Source organism: Bradyrhizobium denitrificans, assembly GCF_013179005.1.
In the GTDB taxonomy this organism is placed as follows: Bacteria; Pseudomonadota; Alphaproteobacteria; order Rhizobiales; family Xanthobacteraceae; genus Bradyrhizobium; species Bradyrhizobium denitrificans.
In genome coordinates this window covers 20,412-34,392 of the sequence record NZ_JABFDP010000016.1, presented here as the reverse complement: position 1 = coordinate 34,392, position 13,981 = coordinate 20,412, and the positions used below count along the sequence as shown (strand labels likewise).

Here is a 13,981-nt window from a genome sequence, read left to right as displayed (position 1 = left end):
CACGGGGGTTGCTTCGAATTCCCGGACCCGGGGCGTGCCATGAGTTTCCGTCCGTTCACCAGCGAATCCTATGCCGAGGGCGAGCGCCCGGATGCGTGGCGCGATGTGTTGAGCGCCGTCGGGCTGCAGCCGGCAACGAAGACGGCCTTCTACGACGGCCATGCCACCGCCTCGCATCGGACTGCGCCAGGCCTGGCGCTATCGCGGCTTTCGGCAGGCTCGCAGAGCGTAGCCGCGGTTCCGCAGGCGCATGAGGACTTGCCGATCGCGCTGCTCGCGATCGAGGATGGCGCCGTGCTCCGCAGCGGCGACAGCCACCGCATCGTGCCGTCGGGACATCTGCTGCTGCTGCCGCGGACACGCGACTGGAGCATCGCGTTTCAGCGCGACCTGCGCGCGATCGTGCTGTCGGTAACATCGGACGCGCTGCACGGCCGCATCAGCGGCAAGCTGAAATTCGCCAAGCCGCAGGTGATCGCGCCAATTGGGCTCGCCGACGTGGTCTGCCGCACCATCGAGGCGACAGCGCGAACGCTGGAAACGCTCAGCGACGCCGAATGGAGCACGGTCGCGCAAAGTCTCGTCGATCTGCTGCTGACGCTGGCGCATCGCCAGGCCGTGCCGGTCTCGGAGGCCGGCAGCAGCGCGACCCAGGCCGCGACCTTGCACCGGATCTGCCAGAGCATCGAGCGAAGGCTCGATGACGCCACTCTCACGCCGGCAAGCGTCGCGCAGGCCGAAGGCATCTCCGAGCGCTATCTGCAGAAGCTGTTCGAGAGCGCCGGCGACAATTTCAGTCACTATGTCCGCGAGCGGCGGCTGCAGCGCGCCTGGACCGATCTGTCCAATCCGGCCGAAGCCCATCATTCCATCTCGGAGATCGCCTATCGCTGGGGCTTTGCCGATTCAGCGCATTTCAGCCGCAGCTTCCGCGCCCGCTTCGGCCTGTCGCCGCGCGAGTTCCGCCAGCAGAAGGCTGAGCAGGCGGTGACCTCGGCGGTGCCGCGCGGCCAGCGCGGCTGGCCGCAGGATGCACTGGCCCAGCAGCGCGCCTCGCCGACCGCGGCTCCGGCGCGAAGCGACATCGCCCTGCCCGCGCCCGCCAACGACCAGGACGCGCAGCAGCGGCATCATCATCTCGCAGTGTCCGCCGAGCGCGTGCATTGGGGCTATTTCAGCCGCTCGCTGCCGCCGCAGCTGGAGATCGCCTCCGGTGACACGATCACGATCGAGACGCTGACCCAGCACGCCTCCGATGATCCGGAGCTGATGATCGCAGGTGACGAGGGCGCGCTCAGCGTGTTCGGCTGGACCAGAACGAAGAAGAACGTCGACCGCCGCGGAGCGGGACCGATGGACGCCAGCGTGTTCGGCCGCGGCGCCGGCGAAGGATTTGGCGTACACATCTGCACCGGTCCGGTGGCGATCAAGGACGCGCAGCCCGGCGACGTGCTCGAGGTCCGCATCCTCGACATCGTGCCGCGGCCGAGCCGCAACCCGAACCACGCGGGACGCGTGTTCGGCTCCAGCGTCGCGGCGTGGTGGGGCTATCATTACAATGAGCTGATTGCGTCGCCGCAGCCGCGCGAGGCCGTGACGATCTACGAGATCTTCGCCGGCGATCCCGAGCCGCACGCCCGCGCGTTGTATTCCTATCGCTGGGAGCCGCAAACCGATCCGGCCGGGATCGTGCACGCGACCTATGATTATCCCGGCGTGCCGGTGGCCGCTGACAGCATCAAGCGCCGCCATGGCGTGCTCGACAACATCCGCATTCCGCTGCGGCCACATTTCGGCGTCATCGCCGTGGCACCGCGCGAAGCCGATTTCGTCGACTCGGTTCCGCCATCCTATTTCGGCGGCAATCTCGACAATTGGCGCATCGGCAAAGGAGCGACCGTGTATCTGCCGGTCGCCGTTCCCGGCGCGCTGCTCTCCGTCGGCGATCCTCACGCCACGCAGGGCGACGGCGAATTGTCCGGCACCGCGATCGAATGCTCGATGACCGGCACCTTCCAGGTGATCCTCCACAAGAAGACCCAGCTCGCCGGACAGCCCTTCGCCGACCTCACTTATCCGCTGATCGAGACCGCGACCGATTGGGTGCTGACCGGCTTCAGTCATCCGAACTATCTCGCCGAGTTCGGCGCGCAGGGCCAGAGCGAGGTCTACGCGACATCCTCGCTCGACCTCGCGATGAAGGATGCGTTCCGCAAGATGCGCCGCTTCCTGATGCACATCAAAGGCCTCAGCGAGGACGAGGCGATCGCGCTGATGTCGGCGGCCGTCGACTTCGGCGTGACGCAGGTGGTCGACGGCAATTGGGGCGTGCACGCGATCCTGAGCAAGCGGCTGTTCGAGGATGCGGATTGAACCGCAGCTGCTTCTCAGATCTCCGTCATTGCGAACGAAGCGAAGCAATCCCAGGCGTCACGCGCGACTCTGGATTGCTTCGTCGCTTCGCTCCTCGCAACGACGGCCGTTGTTGTTTTTCCAGCGAGCCCCCTACGAAGAGGACACCCCCATGCAATTCCACATGATCACAGGCGCGACGAAGCCGGTGGCGCCGTTCAGTCACGCGGTCGAGACCGACGGCTTCGTGTTCGTCACCGGCCAGATGCCGGACTCACCGGAGGCGCCGGGCGTACTGCCGGAGGGGATCGTCCAACAGACGAAGGCGGTGATGCAGAACTTGAAGGACATCCTCCAAGGTCTTAACCTCCGCTTCGAACATATTGTGATGGCTCGGATTTACCTGACCGAGTTCAAGCGCGATTACGCGGCAATGAATGAAACCTACCGTTCATTCTTCCCGCCGGACCGGCTGCCGGCCCGCACCTGCGTCGGCGTCACCGGCCTTGCCTATGACGCGCTGATCGAGATCGATCTGGTCTGCCGCAGACCATAATACCCATTGGTAAACATCTCCTCAACGCGGCAAGCCGTCATTCGATCCGGGCTGGGGAGCCTTCCGCTGCTGCCGATTGTGTGCCGGCACCAACCGGTGTCAATTCGCCGACGAATGCGGCGGATCGAGGGGGAGTGCCATGCCGAACCAGTTTTCCAATCGTCAAGAGATCCGCAAGCCGGCGGTGACCAGCAAAGGCGGCATCGTCGCGGCGCAGTCGCGGCGGGCGGCGGAGATCGGCGCCGAGGTGCTGGCCGCCGGCGGCGACTGCATCGATGCGGTCGTCGCGACCGGCTTTGCGCTCGGCGTGCTGGAGCCGTGGATGAGCGGTCTCGGCGGCGGCGGCGCGATGGTGCTGTACCGCGCCAAGGAAAACCGCGTCGAGGTGATCGACTACGGCATGCGCGCGCCCGACAGTCTGCGCGTGGAAGACTATCCGCTGGCCAATGACGGCAGTGTCGCCGCCGATCTGTTCCCGTGGCCCCGCGTCAAGGACGACCGCAACCTGCACGGCCCCGGCGCGGTCGCCGTGCCCGGCGTCGTCGCCGGCATGGAGGCGGTGCACAGCCGCTACGCCAGGCTACCCTGGCAGGACCTCGTCACGCCGAGCGTCAGGCTCGCTGCTGAAGGCCTGCTGGTGGATTGGTGGACCACCGTGATGATCTCGAGCTGCGCCGCCGATCTGCGCCGCTATCCCGCCAGCGCCGCGGCCTATCTCAAGGACGGCCTGCCGCCGAACCCGCAATGGGGTGCCAAGGCGGTCACGCGCTTGCCGCAGGAGCAGCTGAAGGCGACGCTTGCGCATCTTGCCAGCGCCGGTGCGCGCGATTTCTATCAGGGCGACATCGCCCGCTCCCTGACGCGCGACATCCAGGCGGCCGGCGGGGCGTTGTCGGTCGAGGATCTCGCCGCCTTCGCGGCGCATATCCGCGAGCCGCTGCGCATCCCCTATCGCGGCGGCACCGTGTTCGCGACGCCGGAACTGACCGCTGGACCCACGCTGGCGCACGCGCTGCGGCTGATGCAGGCCAGCATCGCCGCGTCAGGCCAGGCGCCTGACGCCAGCGCCTTCATCGCCTATGCGCAAGCGCTGCAATCGGCCTATCGCGAGCGCCTCAACGACATGGGCGATGCGCCCGGCAAGCGCGCGCTCGGCGCGGAATATCTCGCCCCGGCCTGCACCACGCATTATTCGGTGGTCGATCGCGACGGCAACATGGCGGCGGTCACCCAAACCTTGCTGTCGGGCTTCGGCTCGAAATTCCAGGCGCCGCAGAGCGGCATCATGATGAACAACGGCATCATGTGGTTCGATCCGACGCCCGGCACGACCAACTCGCTGGCGCCGGGCAAGCGCTGCCTCACCAACTACACGCCGGTCGTGGCACAGGCGGCGGATGGAAAGCGCCTCGCGCTCGGCGCCTCCGGCGGCCGTCGCATCCTGCCCGCGGTCGCGCAGATGCTGTCCTTCGTCATGGATTACGGCATGGACCTGGACGCCGCGATCCACCAGCCGCGGATCGACGCCAGCGAGGGCGACGTGGTGGGTGCCGATACGCGGCTGCCGGCCGAGGTCATGAACGCGCTCGCGGCAAAGTTCGAGACGGTGCCGTCCCCGGTGCAGACCATGCCGATGAAATTCGCCTGCCCCAGCATCGTGCTGCGCAACGGCGACACGAACAGCGGCGCGACGGAGATCTTCCATGCCTGGGGAGATGCGGTGGCGGAGGGGTGAGGCAACGATCCCTCAGATTGGAGATATCACCGCGCTGACATTGTGCTCCCCCCCTTTGCGGGCAAGGCGATTGCATATGGCTGCACAGCAGTTCGGGGCCTCATGGTTCGAGACGCGCCGCAGAGGCGCTCCTCACCATGAGGGGCTAATTTCGTGCCGCAAAACAAGCTTTCATCCTGAGGCCGCCGGAGTCGGGTGTCTCGAAGGATGGCCGCAGAGACGATGTCAGTTTTCCATATGCGATCGCCCCGCCCTTGCGGGGAGGAGATGAGATCGCGGCGGCGTCACCGTAGAACGCAAGCGATGAGTAAGCAGCGAGAGCAGTGCGCAAAGAGCCTGGCGATTACCCCACCAGCGCCCCGACCAGCCCGCTCTCCGGCTCCGCCAGCTCATCGATCACGTCGAAATGGTGCCGGTCCGGTGCTTCGACGTAGGCCGTGGATGCGCCGAGCCCGGTCCAGATGTTGGCGAGCAGTTGGGCCTGGCGGCGGAATTCGTTGCGCTCGGCGCCGCCGACCCAGGCGGTGACCCGCGCGCCCTCGATCGGCGCCAGCAGCGCGGGACTCTCGCGCAGCGCAGTGGCGTCGTCGATGCGCAAGGTCTCGTTCATCGCCGTCCGTTGCAGCGGACGCAGATCGTGCAGACCTGAGATCGAGACGACGCTGGTGATGCGCGCCTGCCGCTCCGGCGGCAGCGGCGCGCCGCGGCAGATCATGCGGCTGACGAGATGGCCGCCGGCGGAATGGCCGGTCAGCGCCACCGGACCCGCAACCTCGTCCATGGCCCGCGCGATCGCCTGCGCCACATCGGACGAGATGTCGGCGAGGCCGACCTCGGGGCAGAGCCGGTAGGACGGCATCGCCACAGCAAAGCCGTGCGCGTTGCCGCCGCGCGCCAAATGGGACCAGAAGCTCTTGTCGAGCCGCATCCAATAGCCGCCATGCACGAAGACGACGAGCCCTTTCGGCGCAGCCGCAGGCAGGAAGAGGTCGAGACGCTGGCGGTCATGCGCGCCATAGGCAATGTCGAGCTTCGCCCGGCCCTGCCCCGCGAGCTCTTTGCGATACGCGTCAGCCGGCGCGACCCATAGGCCGGGCCAGCGCTCGCCGCCGGCGATGTTGGGGCCATTGGCGTAGGCGTTGTCCCAGTCCTTGATAGTATAGAGCATCGAAATCTCCTGATCGAATGAGCGCGCGGCCTTGCAGCCCGAGGTCTATCGCTGATGATATTCTGAGTCTTCGCGGGTCCGCATCCTCATGCCCGGGCTTCGTCCCGCCTGCGCGACCGAAGCCGCTTCGGCGCGGCGAAGGCCCGGCATCCACGTCCGTTCCAGGATGCAGCACGACGTGGATGGCCGGAACGGAGTCCGACCATGACCGTGCGCAGAGAGCCGCCTTCAAGCTTGAACATCATATGCGGGAGCCCTGCTCACAGCCCGGTGCGCAGCTTCCAGAGTTCGGGGAACAACACGATCTCCAGCATTTTGCGCAGATAGTTCACGCCGCTGGTACCGCCGGTGCCGGTCTTGAAGCCGATGATGCGCTCCACCGTGGTGACGTGGTTGAAGCGCCAGCGGCGGAAATAATCCTCGAAATCGACCAGCTTCTCGGCCAACTCGTACAGCTCCCAATGCCGCTGCGGATCGCGATAGACGCTGGTCCAGGCCGCCGCCACTTCCGGGCTCTCGCTGCGCGTTCCGCGCCAGTCGGTGCGCTGCCCGTCGGCGCCGATGAAGAAGCCGCGCCGCGCCAGCAGCTTCAGCGCTTCATCATACAGGCTGGGTTTGGCGAGGATCGCTTCCAGCTCGGCGGTCAACTCGGGGTGATGCGCGTGCGGACGCAGCATCGCCAGATTGCGGTTGCCGAGCAGGAATTCGATCGAGCGATACTGGAACGATTGAAATCCGGAGGACTCGCCGAGCTTGTCGCGGAACAGCGTATATTCGCTGGGCGTCATCGTGCGCAGCACGTCCCAGGCGCCGTTGAGCTGCTCGAAGATGCGCGACACCCGCGCCAGCATCTTGAACGCCGGCTGCACGTCGTCTTTGGCGATCGCCGCCATCGCCGCCTTGATCTCGTGGATCGCGAGCTTCATCCACAATTCGGAGGTCTGGTGCTGGATGATGAACAGCAGCTCGTCATGCGCCGACGACAGCGGCGCCTGCGCGTCGAGCAGGCGATCGAGCATCAGATAATCGCCATAGGACATGCGTCCCTTGAAGTTCATCCGCGCGCCTTCGGTGGCGGGATCGTAGGGGGCGTTGCTCACGTCACGAGCTCCTTCTGGCGATACTCAGGCTTGTCCCACAGCCTGTTGGCGAGGACCTCCGCGAGGATGTCGACGGCGCCGCGCACCTCGGCCTCGCCGATATAGAGCGGCGTGAAGCCGAAGCGCAGCGCGTCCGGCGCGCGGAAGTCGCCGATGACGCCGCGCGCGACCAGCGCGCGCATGATCGCATAGCCGTCGGGATGACGGAACGACACCTGGCTGCCGCGCCGCGAGGCATCGCGCGGCGACGCCAAGGTCAGCGACGGACAGCGCGCCTCGACCTCGGCGATGAACAGCTCGGAGAGCGAGATCGAGGCCGTGCGCACGTCCTGCATCGACACGCCGTCCCAGGCGTCGAGCGCGGCATCGAGAGCGGCGAGCGCGATGATCGGCGGCGTGCCGATGCGCATGCGCTCGATACCGCCGCCCGGGCGATAATCCAGGTCGAAGGCAAACGGCGCCTCATGGCCCATCCAGCCCGACAGCGCCGGCGGCGCGATGTCGGCGTGGCGCGGCGCGACATAGATGAAGGCTGGCGCGCCGGGACCGCCATTGAGATATTTGTAGGTGCAGCCGACGGCGAAGTCCGCATCCGCGCCAGCAAGATCCACCGGCACCGCGCCGGCGGAATGCGCGAGATCCCACACCGTGAGCGCGCCAGCAGCATGCGCCTTCTGCGTCAGCGCGGCCATGTCGTGCATCCGGCCGGTGCGGTAGTCCACCTCGGTCAGCATCAGCACGGCAACGCTGTCGTCGATCGCGGCCTCGACCTGCTCGGGATCGACCACCTTCAAGGTCGCGCGGTCGCCGAGCATGCGGACCAGCCCCTGCGCCATGTAGAGATCGGACGGGAAATTGCCGCTGTCGGACAGGATCACGCGCCGGCTCGGATTGAGCGAGAGCGCCGCGGCGAGCGCCTGATACACCTTGATCGAGAGCGTATCGCCCATCACGACCGTGCCGGGCACAGCGCCAATCAGCCGGGCAATGCGATCACCGACGCGGCGCGGCTGCACCATCCAGCCGGCGCTGTTCCAGCCGCGGATCAGCTCCTGCCCCCACTCCGCCTCGATCATGGCGGCGACGCGCGCGGGCACCGCGGACGGCAGCGCTCCCAGCGAATTGCCGTCGAGATAGATGATGCCGTCAGGTATCTTGAAAAGCGATCGTGTGTAGGAAAAATCCGTCATGCTGCCTTGCTCTGTTCGCGATCCTGGATGCATGATTTGGGCCGTAAGAGGCCAGATCGGACGGCCCGGGCGGCCACAGCCCCGACCGAGATCGTGACGGACCGCCCATGCCCGCGCGATCTGGCTCTGTCATGACTGCAGCTTTGGAGCAAGCGCGATGAGAGTTTCAGCATGGCTCGTCCTCGGTCTCTGCCTGCTGCGGACGCCCGCCTTTGCCGGCAATGAGATCGACGCCGCGCAGGGGGTGATCCGCGCCCAGGAGCAGGCGCTGGCGCGCGATGACGGCGCGACCGCCTATGCCCAGGCGGCGCCGGAGATCCAGGCGCTGTTCCCCAGCATCGAGATCTTCATGGCTATGGTGCGCGAAGGCTATGCACCGGTCTACCGGCACCGCAGCTTCGAATTCGGTCCATCACAGGCGCAGGACGGCACGATCATGCAGCGCGTTCACATCGTCGACGCCAATGGCGAGGCCTGGGAAGCGCTGTACACGCTGCAAGCGCAGACCGATGGCAGCCTCAAGATCACCGGCTGCTCGCTGCTGAAGGCAGGCCAGTCGGTCTGACCGCGCGGCGGATTCAGCGCGTCGGCGCCGGCGGGCCGCCATGCTGCTGGCGCCATTGCAGGAACTGCCGAAACAGCGCGCTGCGCTCGGCCGGATCGTTCGACACCTGGCCGCCGCTCTGGCGCACGAAATCCTCGAATTGCCGCTGCTGGACATCGGCGACATGCGGCCGCGGCGCCATGTTGCGGGCGACCAGCCACTCGTCCGCCGCCTTGAAGCGCTTCCAGCCGGGAACGGCGGCGACGATGCTCGACTCCTTCCATTTCGGATGCCGCGGCGGCTTCATGAACTCGTCGTAGTTCGCGAAGAACGCATCGACGAAGCGCGCGACCTTGCGGTAGCGCTCGGTATTCTCCGGCCAATTGTAGCTGACAAGCAGCATGCCGATCGCCACGGTCTCGATCGTCTCGCCAGACCCGAGCAGGTTGGGATATTCCTCCGACGACAGCGTGGTCGGCAGATAGAGATCCTGCAGACGGCGGTCGTAGGGGATGGCCACCAGATGCAGCGCGCGATTGTCGTTGCGGATGTTGCGCGCGAGCTGGAACACTTTGCCGGTCGAGACGATGTAGGCGTCGGCTTCGCCGTCGACCAGCTTCTGGATCGATTTCGCATCGTCGGTCGAATAGTCGAACGATGCGGTCATGCCGAGCCGGTTGAAGATCACGCGCGCCGAATAGAACCCGACATCGGTCGGCGCAATGACCCGCTTGCCGTTGAGATCGAAGATCGAGCGGATCGAGGACCGCGCGATGACATGGACCTCATTATAATAAAGCCGCGCGACGTAGCGCAGCTGCGACGTGATGTCCGGGATGCCGTATTGCAGGCGATAGAACTCAGGCACGTCGGCGGCGACCGCGCCCATGTCGATGCTCTTGAGGAACAGGATGTCGGAGACATTGCGGACTGGCCCCTTGCCGAGCACCGGCAGCACACGAATGTTGGACTGATCGTCGAGCACGCGCGCCATGTCCGAGCCGAACACCGAGGTCGCCCCGCCAGCCGGCGCCGTGATGATCGTCACCGTGCCATCGTTGACGTCGTTCGGGTTCGGTAGCCGCCACACATCCGGTCCGCTGCCGGGCGCCGGCGACAATGAGGCCGGCAATCCGGCCGGACGTGGCGGCGCGGGGATCACAGGCGCAGCATTCGGCTTGGCCGGCGCAGGCGCCACCGGCACGATGATGGAGCGGGTCGGCGCGGGGCGTTGGGGTGGAGGCGCCTGCGCCGAAGCCGCACCGGCAAGCAGGAGGCTGACGATCATTGCGGGCAGCAGCTTCCAAACGCCTTGGGGCACGATCGGTGATGCGAATCGTCCTTCGCCATCGCGATGCCGCCGCAGCGATCTCGACCGGTCCGCAGCCTTCACCTCGACGCCTCCTTGCGCTTCGGGCAAGCGATGGGCATCCGCGGCCCCGGATGGGACCACGCAACATTCCCCCTCGCGATGCGAGTCCCCCCGAGCGCTCATGGCCTCGAGCGGCCTCGATCGAGTTGGTAGTTGCTGGTTGGGATTCGATGGATTTGCGGCGCGCGCCGGGATTTTGTATGACGGCGTGCATATGCCCCACCGATCAGGATCCGACTGTTGCCGTCGCGCAACGCTTTCGGTTCAGGTCTGGGCTCAAGCCGCGAGCGAGTGTTGCCGCCGCGCCAGGATCAGCAGCGTGACCACGATGGCCAGATTGAGCGCATTCCAGCCGAGCCCATTGGCGAAGGCCGCGGCATAGGAGCCGGTGGCGTCGAAGATCACGCCGGAAACCCAGCCGCCGAACGACATCCCGAACACCGAGGCGAAGATGACGATGCCCACGCGGGTGGCGGCCTCGCGCGCCGGCATCGCCTCGCGCACGATGATCGCATAGCTCGGCACGATGCCGCCCTGGAACAGGCCGAACATCCCGGAGATCAGATACAGCGAGGTGAGGCCGTCGAAGAACAGATAGAACAGCAGAGCAAAGCCCTGCGCGAGCGAGCCGATCAGCAATGTGCGCATGCCGCCGACACGGTCGGCGAGAAAGCCCGAGCCGATGCGGCTGAGGATGCCGAGCGCCATCATCAGCGACAGCATCTGGGCGCCGGCCGCGACGCCATAGCCGAGATCGCCGCAATAGGCGACGATGTGGACCTGCGGCATCGCCATGGCGACGCAGCAGGCGATCGCAGCGACGCTGAGCAGCACGGTCAGTGCATTGGTGGAAATCGGCAGCGCGAGCTGCGGCGGTGCGGCATGGGCATGATCCTGCGCGCCGGCGCCGCCCATGCGGGCGCGCAACAGCAGCAGCAACGCGCTCATGGTCACCGCACTGAAAATCCCGAGCGCGACATGGCTGGCGCGCCAGCCGATCTGCTGCACGCCCCAATTCACCAGCGGCGGCCAGATCGTGCCGGCGACATAATTGCCGGAGGCGACGATGGTGACGGCGAGCCCGCGATAGCGCACAAACCAATGCGAGGCCTCGGCCATCAACGGCGCGAAGGTCACGGATGAACCCAGCCCGACCAGGAAATACACTGCCTGGAACTGCCACAGGGTCACCGAGGCGCCAGCGAGCAGATAGGCCACTGCCGTGCAGGCAATGCTCAGGGCCATGGCGGTGACGATGCCAAAACGGTCGGTGATGCGGCCGACGATGACGCCACCGAGACCGAAGCCGAACATCGTGAGCGTATAGGCCAGCGAGACGGCGCCGCGGCTGGCGGCGAACTCCGCCTGCACCGTCGGCAGCACGACGACGACGGTCCACATCCCCGCACCGCCGATCGATCCGATCACGAGCGCCAGCACCAGCCGCGCCCAGGCCTGGCGCGAATCCGGAACGAAATGGGGCGCTTCCTCGAATCTTGTGGCTGGTCCGTGCACGATGTCGGCAACATCATCGTCGCGCCGTATCGGGTCAAGTCACATTGCTGCAGCATTGGCCATGCAGAAGCAGTGCAACAGACGTGGCGCAATGCTGCTTCCGCAGCCCTCTTTGCGGCGGCGCGCCTGTTGCGCTAGAGTGCCGACCGACACGGAGAGATTTGCGCGCGCATGTCGCTGGGATTGACACGAAAGCTGCGGGTTTCAGCGGGACGGCTGCTCGTCCTTGCCTACCTGTTCTGCGTGCTCAGCCCGGGCGTGGCGCTCGCATTTGCCCGCGGCGCGGCGCCGTGCTTCGATGACGGCATGGTTGCCGTCGCGGTCTCTCATCATCCGGCCCAACCCGCGTTGGACGATGGCGCGATGCCGCGGCATGCCGCGCATGCGCATCATCATGATCACCCAATCGCGGATGCCAGTCTACAGCCGCAGCAGGATCCGCCGCCCGCACCGTCCCACCACGATCACAGCAAGATGCCCGGCCCCTGCTGCGCCATGATGTGCGCGGTCGGCCTCGCCGCCGCGCTGCCGGTGGTCGCCTTGCGCGCTCCCCTCGCCGCGGCCAGCGAAGCTGCGCACGAGACCAGTCTGCCCGGGCGCACGCCGCCACGGCTCGATCGTCCCCCTATCGTCCTGGTCTGAACGAACGACGCGGACTCGCGCGCAACTGCGCGCGGTCGCTGATCATCGACCGACCAAAGGACAGATCATGTTGTCGCAATCACCGGCGCCGCCCGCTGCCGTTCGTCCGGCGCGGCGCGGCCTGCCGTATCGCATTGTCTCCGGGGCATGCGCGCTGCTCACCGCTGTGAGCCTCGCCGGCTGCCAGCCGCGCACCGTCGCGTTCGCCGGCCCCGATCCGGCCGATCCCGCGGCCAATGAGGCGCCGGTGCGCACCTCCGCGGTCGTCGCGCCCTACACGCCGCTGCGCCCCACCGCCCCCGCCGGCTGGGGAGAGCGTGGCGGGGCGCGCGCACCGCGCTCCGAACCGGCCCGCCAGGAGCCCTGAGATGCAAGGGATCATCAAGCTCGCGCCGCGCGTTGCGGCGCTGGTCGTCGCAGCATCTGGGCTTGCCGGCTGCGCCTCGTTCTCGCCCGACGGCGGCCTCGGCGTCGTGGCCGACATCACCGGCCGCACCACCGGCAAGGAGGTCGCCTCGGTCAGAACCGATGACGATGCCGCGCGCCTGCGCGACGCCACGCGCCGGCTGCTGTCGCGGCCGCTGTCGGCGGATGCCGCCGTGCAGGTCGCGCTGTTCAACAACAAGGGGCTGCAGGCGGCCTATCATCAATTGGCGCTCAGCGAGGCTGATACGATCGAGGCCAGCCTGCCGCCGAACCCGACCTTCTCGCTGATGCGCATCAGCGGCGACGGCGCGCTGGAAGCCGAGCGGCAGGTCGCCGGCGACATTCTGGCGCTCGCCACCTTGCCGCTGCGCTCGGAGATCGCGCGCGAGCGCTTCCGGCAGGCGCAGTTGAAGGCTGCACTCACCACCTTGCGGCTGGCCGCCGACGTCCGCCGCGCGCATGTGCGCGTGGTGGCCGCGAACGAGCTGGTGGCGCTGCTCGGCGAGGCGCAATCGGCCGCGGAGGCCACCGCGAAGCTCGCCCAGAAACTCGGCGAGACCGGCGCGCTCAACCGGCTCGATCAGGCGCGCGAGCAGGTGTTCTATGCCGAGACGACGGCCGAGCTCGCCACCGCCCGCCGCATGGCGGCAAGCGCGCGCGAGCGCCTGATCCGGCTGATGGGCCTGTGGGGCGACGACCTGGGTTTCCGGCTGCCGGATCGGTTGCCCGCGCTGCCGCGGCGGCCGCTGAGCCAGCCCTTCGTCGAGCGCGACGCCGTCGCGCATCGCATCGATCTGCAGATCGCCCGGCTGGAGCTCACGGCACTCGCGACCTCGCTGCAGCTCACCGAGGCGACGCGCTTCGTGACGCTGCTCGACCTTGCCGGCCTCGATCGCAAGACCGTCGAGCCCGACGGCCGCGTCATCCGTGAGCGCGGCTATGATGTGCAGTTCCAGATTCCGGTCTTCGACGGCGGCGAGGTCCGCGCGCGGCAGGCGGCCGAGACCTACAACATCGCCTTCAACCGCCTCACCGAGCGCGCCGTCACGGTGCGTTCCGAGGCGCGCGATGCCTATCGCAGCTATCGCGCGGCTTACGACATCGCCGGCCATTATGCCCGCGAGGTGCTGCCGCTGCGCCAGATCATCAGCGAGGAGATGCAGCTGCGCTATTCCAGCATGCAGGTCGACATCTTCGCACTGCTGGTCGAGGCGCGGCAGCGGCTGGCCTCGCGCCGCGCCGCGATCGATGCCGTCAGAGACTTCTTCCTCGCCGATGCCGAGTTGTCGGCCGCAATCAACGGCGGCGTCGTGAGCGGCGAAGATAATGCACAGCAGACCGCGAGCGCGCTCGTGCCCGCCAATGACTGACAGGAGAGCCC

General features: G+C 67.2%; 12 protein-coding genes. 7 read left to right on the top strand and 5 right to left on the bottom strand.

What is annotated here, in order from left to right; all coding sequences use genetic code 11:
* The first annotated feature begins 39 nt into the window (after positions 1–39).
* The 3 genes from HL671_RS18595 (at position 40) to HL671_RS18585 (ending at position 4,643) form a co-directional block, all read left to right on the top strand.
* Positions 40–2,373 (top strand): acetamidase/formamidase family protein, encoded by a 2,334-nt coding sequence (locus HL671_RS18595; RefSeq protein ID WP_172237387.1) that lies wholly within the window; start codon positions 40–42, stop codon positions 2,371–2,373.
* Between the two features lie 151 nt (positions 2,374–2,524).
* Positions 2,525–2,908: a RidA family protein gene (locus HL671_RS18590; protein ID WP_172237600.1), complete on the top strand. Its 384-nt coding sequence runs from the start codon at positions 2,525–2,527 to the stop codon at positions 2,906–2,908.
* Positions 2,909–3,047: 139 nt separating this feature from the next.
* Positions 3,048–4,643, top strand: coding sequence for a gamma-glutamyltransferase family protein (locus tag HL671_RS18585; protein WP_172237384.1), 1,596 nt, complete (start codon positions 3,048–3,050; stop codon positions 4,641–4,643).
* A gap of 343 nt (positions 4,644–4,986) precedes the next feature.
* On the opposite strand, the gene HL671_RS18580 is transcribed toward HL671_RS18585, so the two are convergent.
* The 3 genes from HL671_RS18580 to kynU all read right to left on the bottom strand — a co-directional run bounded on the left by HL671_RS18580 (position 4,987) and on the right by kynU (position 8,101).
* Entirely contained in the window at positions 4,987–5,811 is an 825-nt protein-coding gene (locus HL671_RS18580) for an alpha/beta hydrolase (protein ID WP_012046360.1), read from the bottom strand.
* Between the two features lie 260 nt (positions 5,812–6,071).
* Positions 6,072–6,911: a tryptophan 2,3-dioxygenase gene (kynA, locus tag HL671_RS18575; RefSeq protein ID WP_012046361.1), complete on the bottom strand. Its 840-nt coding sequence runs from the start codon at positions 6,909–6,911 to the stop codon at positions 6,072–6,074.
* A complete protein-coding gene (gene kynU / locus HL671_RS18570) occupies positions 6,908–8,101 on the bottom strand; it encodes a kynureninase (protein WP_172237381.1) in 1,194 nt (397 codons plus the stop codon). The genes kynA and kynU overlap by 4 nt, the downstream gene beginning before the upstream one ends.
* A gap of 157 nt (positions 8,102–8,258) precedes the next feature.
* Here kynU and HL671_RS18565 point away from each other — a divergent pair, with 157 nt between their 5' ends.
* Positions 8,259–8,666 carry a DUF4864 domain-containing protein gene (locus HL671_RS18565; RefSeq protein WP_172237378.1) on the top strand — a complete coding sequence of 136 codons (408 nt, stop codon included), beginning with the start codon at positions 8,259–8,261 and terminating at the stop codon, positions 8,664–8,666.
* A 13-nt stretch (positions 8,667–8,679) separates the two neighbouring features.
* On the opposite strand, the gene HL671_RS18560 is transcribed toward HL671_RS18565, so the two are convergent.
* Positions 8,680–9,933: a TAXI family TRAP transporter solute-binding subunit gene (locus HL671_RS18560; protein WP_246579754.1), complete on the bottom strand. Its 1,254-nt coding sequence runs from the start codon at positions 9,931–9,933 to the stop codon at positions 8,680–8,682.
* A 360-nt stretch (positions 9,934–10,293) separates the two neighbouring features.
* On the bottom strand, positions 10,294–11,532 hold the full coding sequence (locus tag HL671_RS18555; protein WP_172237375.1) for an MFS transporter: 1,239 nt from the start codon (positions 11,530–11,532) through the stop codon (positions 10,294–10,296).
* A 171-nt stretch (positions 11,533–11,703) separates the two neighbouring features.
* Here HL671_RS18555 and HL671_RS18550 point away from each other — a divergent pair, with 171 nt between their 5' ends.
* From HL671_RS18550 to HL671_RS18540, 3 genes are all read left to right on the top strand, one after another.
* On the top strand, positions 11,704–12,174 hold the full coding sequence (locus HL671_RS18550) for a hypothetical protein (protein ID WP_172237372.1): 471 nt from the start codon (positions 11,704–11,706) through the stop codon (positions 12,172–12,174).
* A 67-nt stretch (positions 12,175–12,241) separates the two neighbouring features.
* Entirely contained in the window at positions 12,242–12,541 is a 300-nt protein-coding gene (locus HL671_RS18545) for a hypothetical protein (RefSeq protein WP_172237369.1), read from the top strand.
* Position 12,542: 1 nt separating this feature from the next.
* Positions 12,543–13,970, top strand: a complete 1,428-nt coding sequence (locus HL671_RS18540; RefSeq protein ID WP_012046368.1) for a TolC family protein — start codon at positions 12,543–12,545, stop codon at positions 13,968–13,970.
* The last annotated feature ends 11 nt before the right edge of the window (positions 13,971–13,981 follow it).

Coding starts and splice junctions, on each gene's coding strand:
- HL671_RS18560 (WP_246579754.1), bottom strand. CDS start 9,933: ATGATCGTCAGCCTCCTGCTTGCCGGTGCGGCTTCGGCGCAGGCGCCT.
- HL671_RS18550 (WP_172237372.1), top strand. CDS start 11,704: ATGTCGCTGGGATTGACACGAAAGCTGCGGGTTTCAGCGGGACGGCTG.
- HL671_RS18540 (WP_012046368.1), top strand. CDS start 12,543: ATGCAAGGGATCATCAAGCTCGCGCCGCGCGTTGCGGCGCTGGTCGTC.
- kynU (WP_172237381.1), bottom strand. CDS start 8,101: ATGACGGATTTTTCCTACACACGATCGCTTTTCAAGATACCTGACGGC.
- HL671_RS18565 (WP_172237378.1), top strand. CDS start 8,259: ATGAGAGTTTCAGCATGGCTCGTCCTCGGTCTCTGCCTGCTGCGGACG.
- HL671_RS18585 (WP_172237384.1), top strand. CDS start 3,048: ATGCCGAACCAGTTTTCCAATCGTCAAGAGATCCGCAAGCCGGCGGTG.
- HL671_RS18595 (WP_172237387.1), top strand. CDS start 40: ATGAGTTTCCGTCCGTTCACCAGCGAATCCTATGCCGAGGGCGAGCGC.
- HL671_RS18580 (WP_012046360.1), bottom strand. CDS start 5,811: ATGCTCTATACTATCAAGGACTGGGACAACGCCTACGCCAATGGCCCC.
- HL671_RS18590 (WP_172237600.1), top strand. CDS start 2,525: ATGCAATTCCACATGATCACAGGCGCGACGAAGCCGGTGGCGCCGTTC.
- HL671_RS18545 (WP_172237369.1), top strand. CDS start 12,242: ATGTTGTCGCAATCACCGGCGCCGCCCGCTGCCGTTCGTCCGGCGCGG.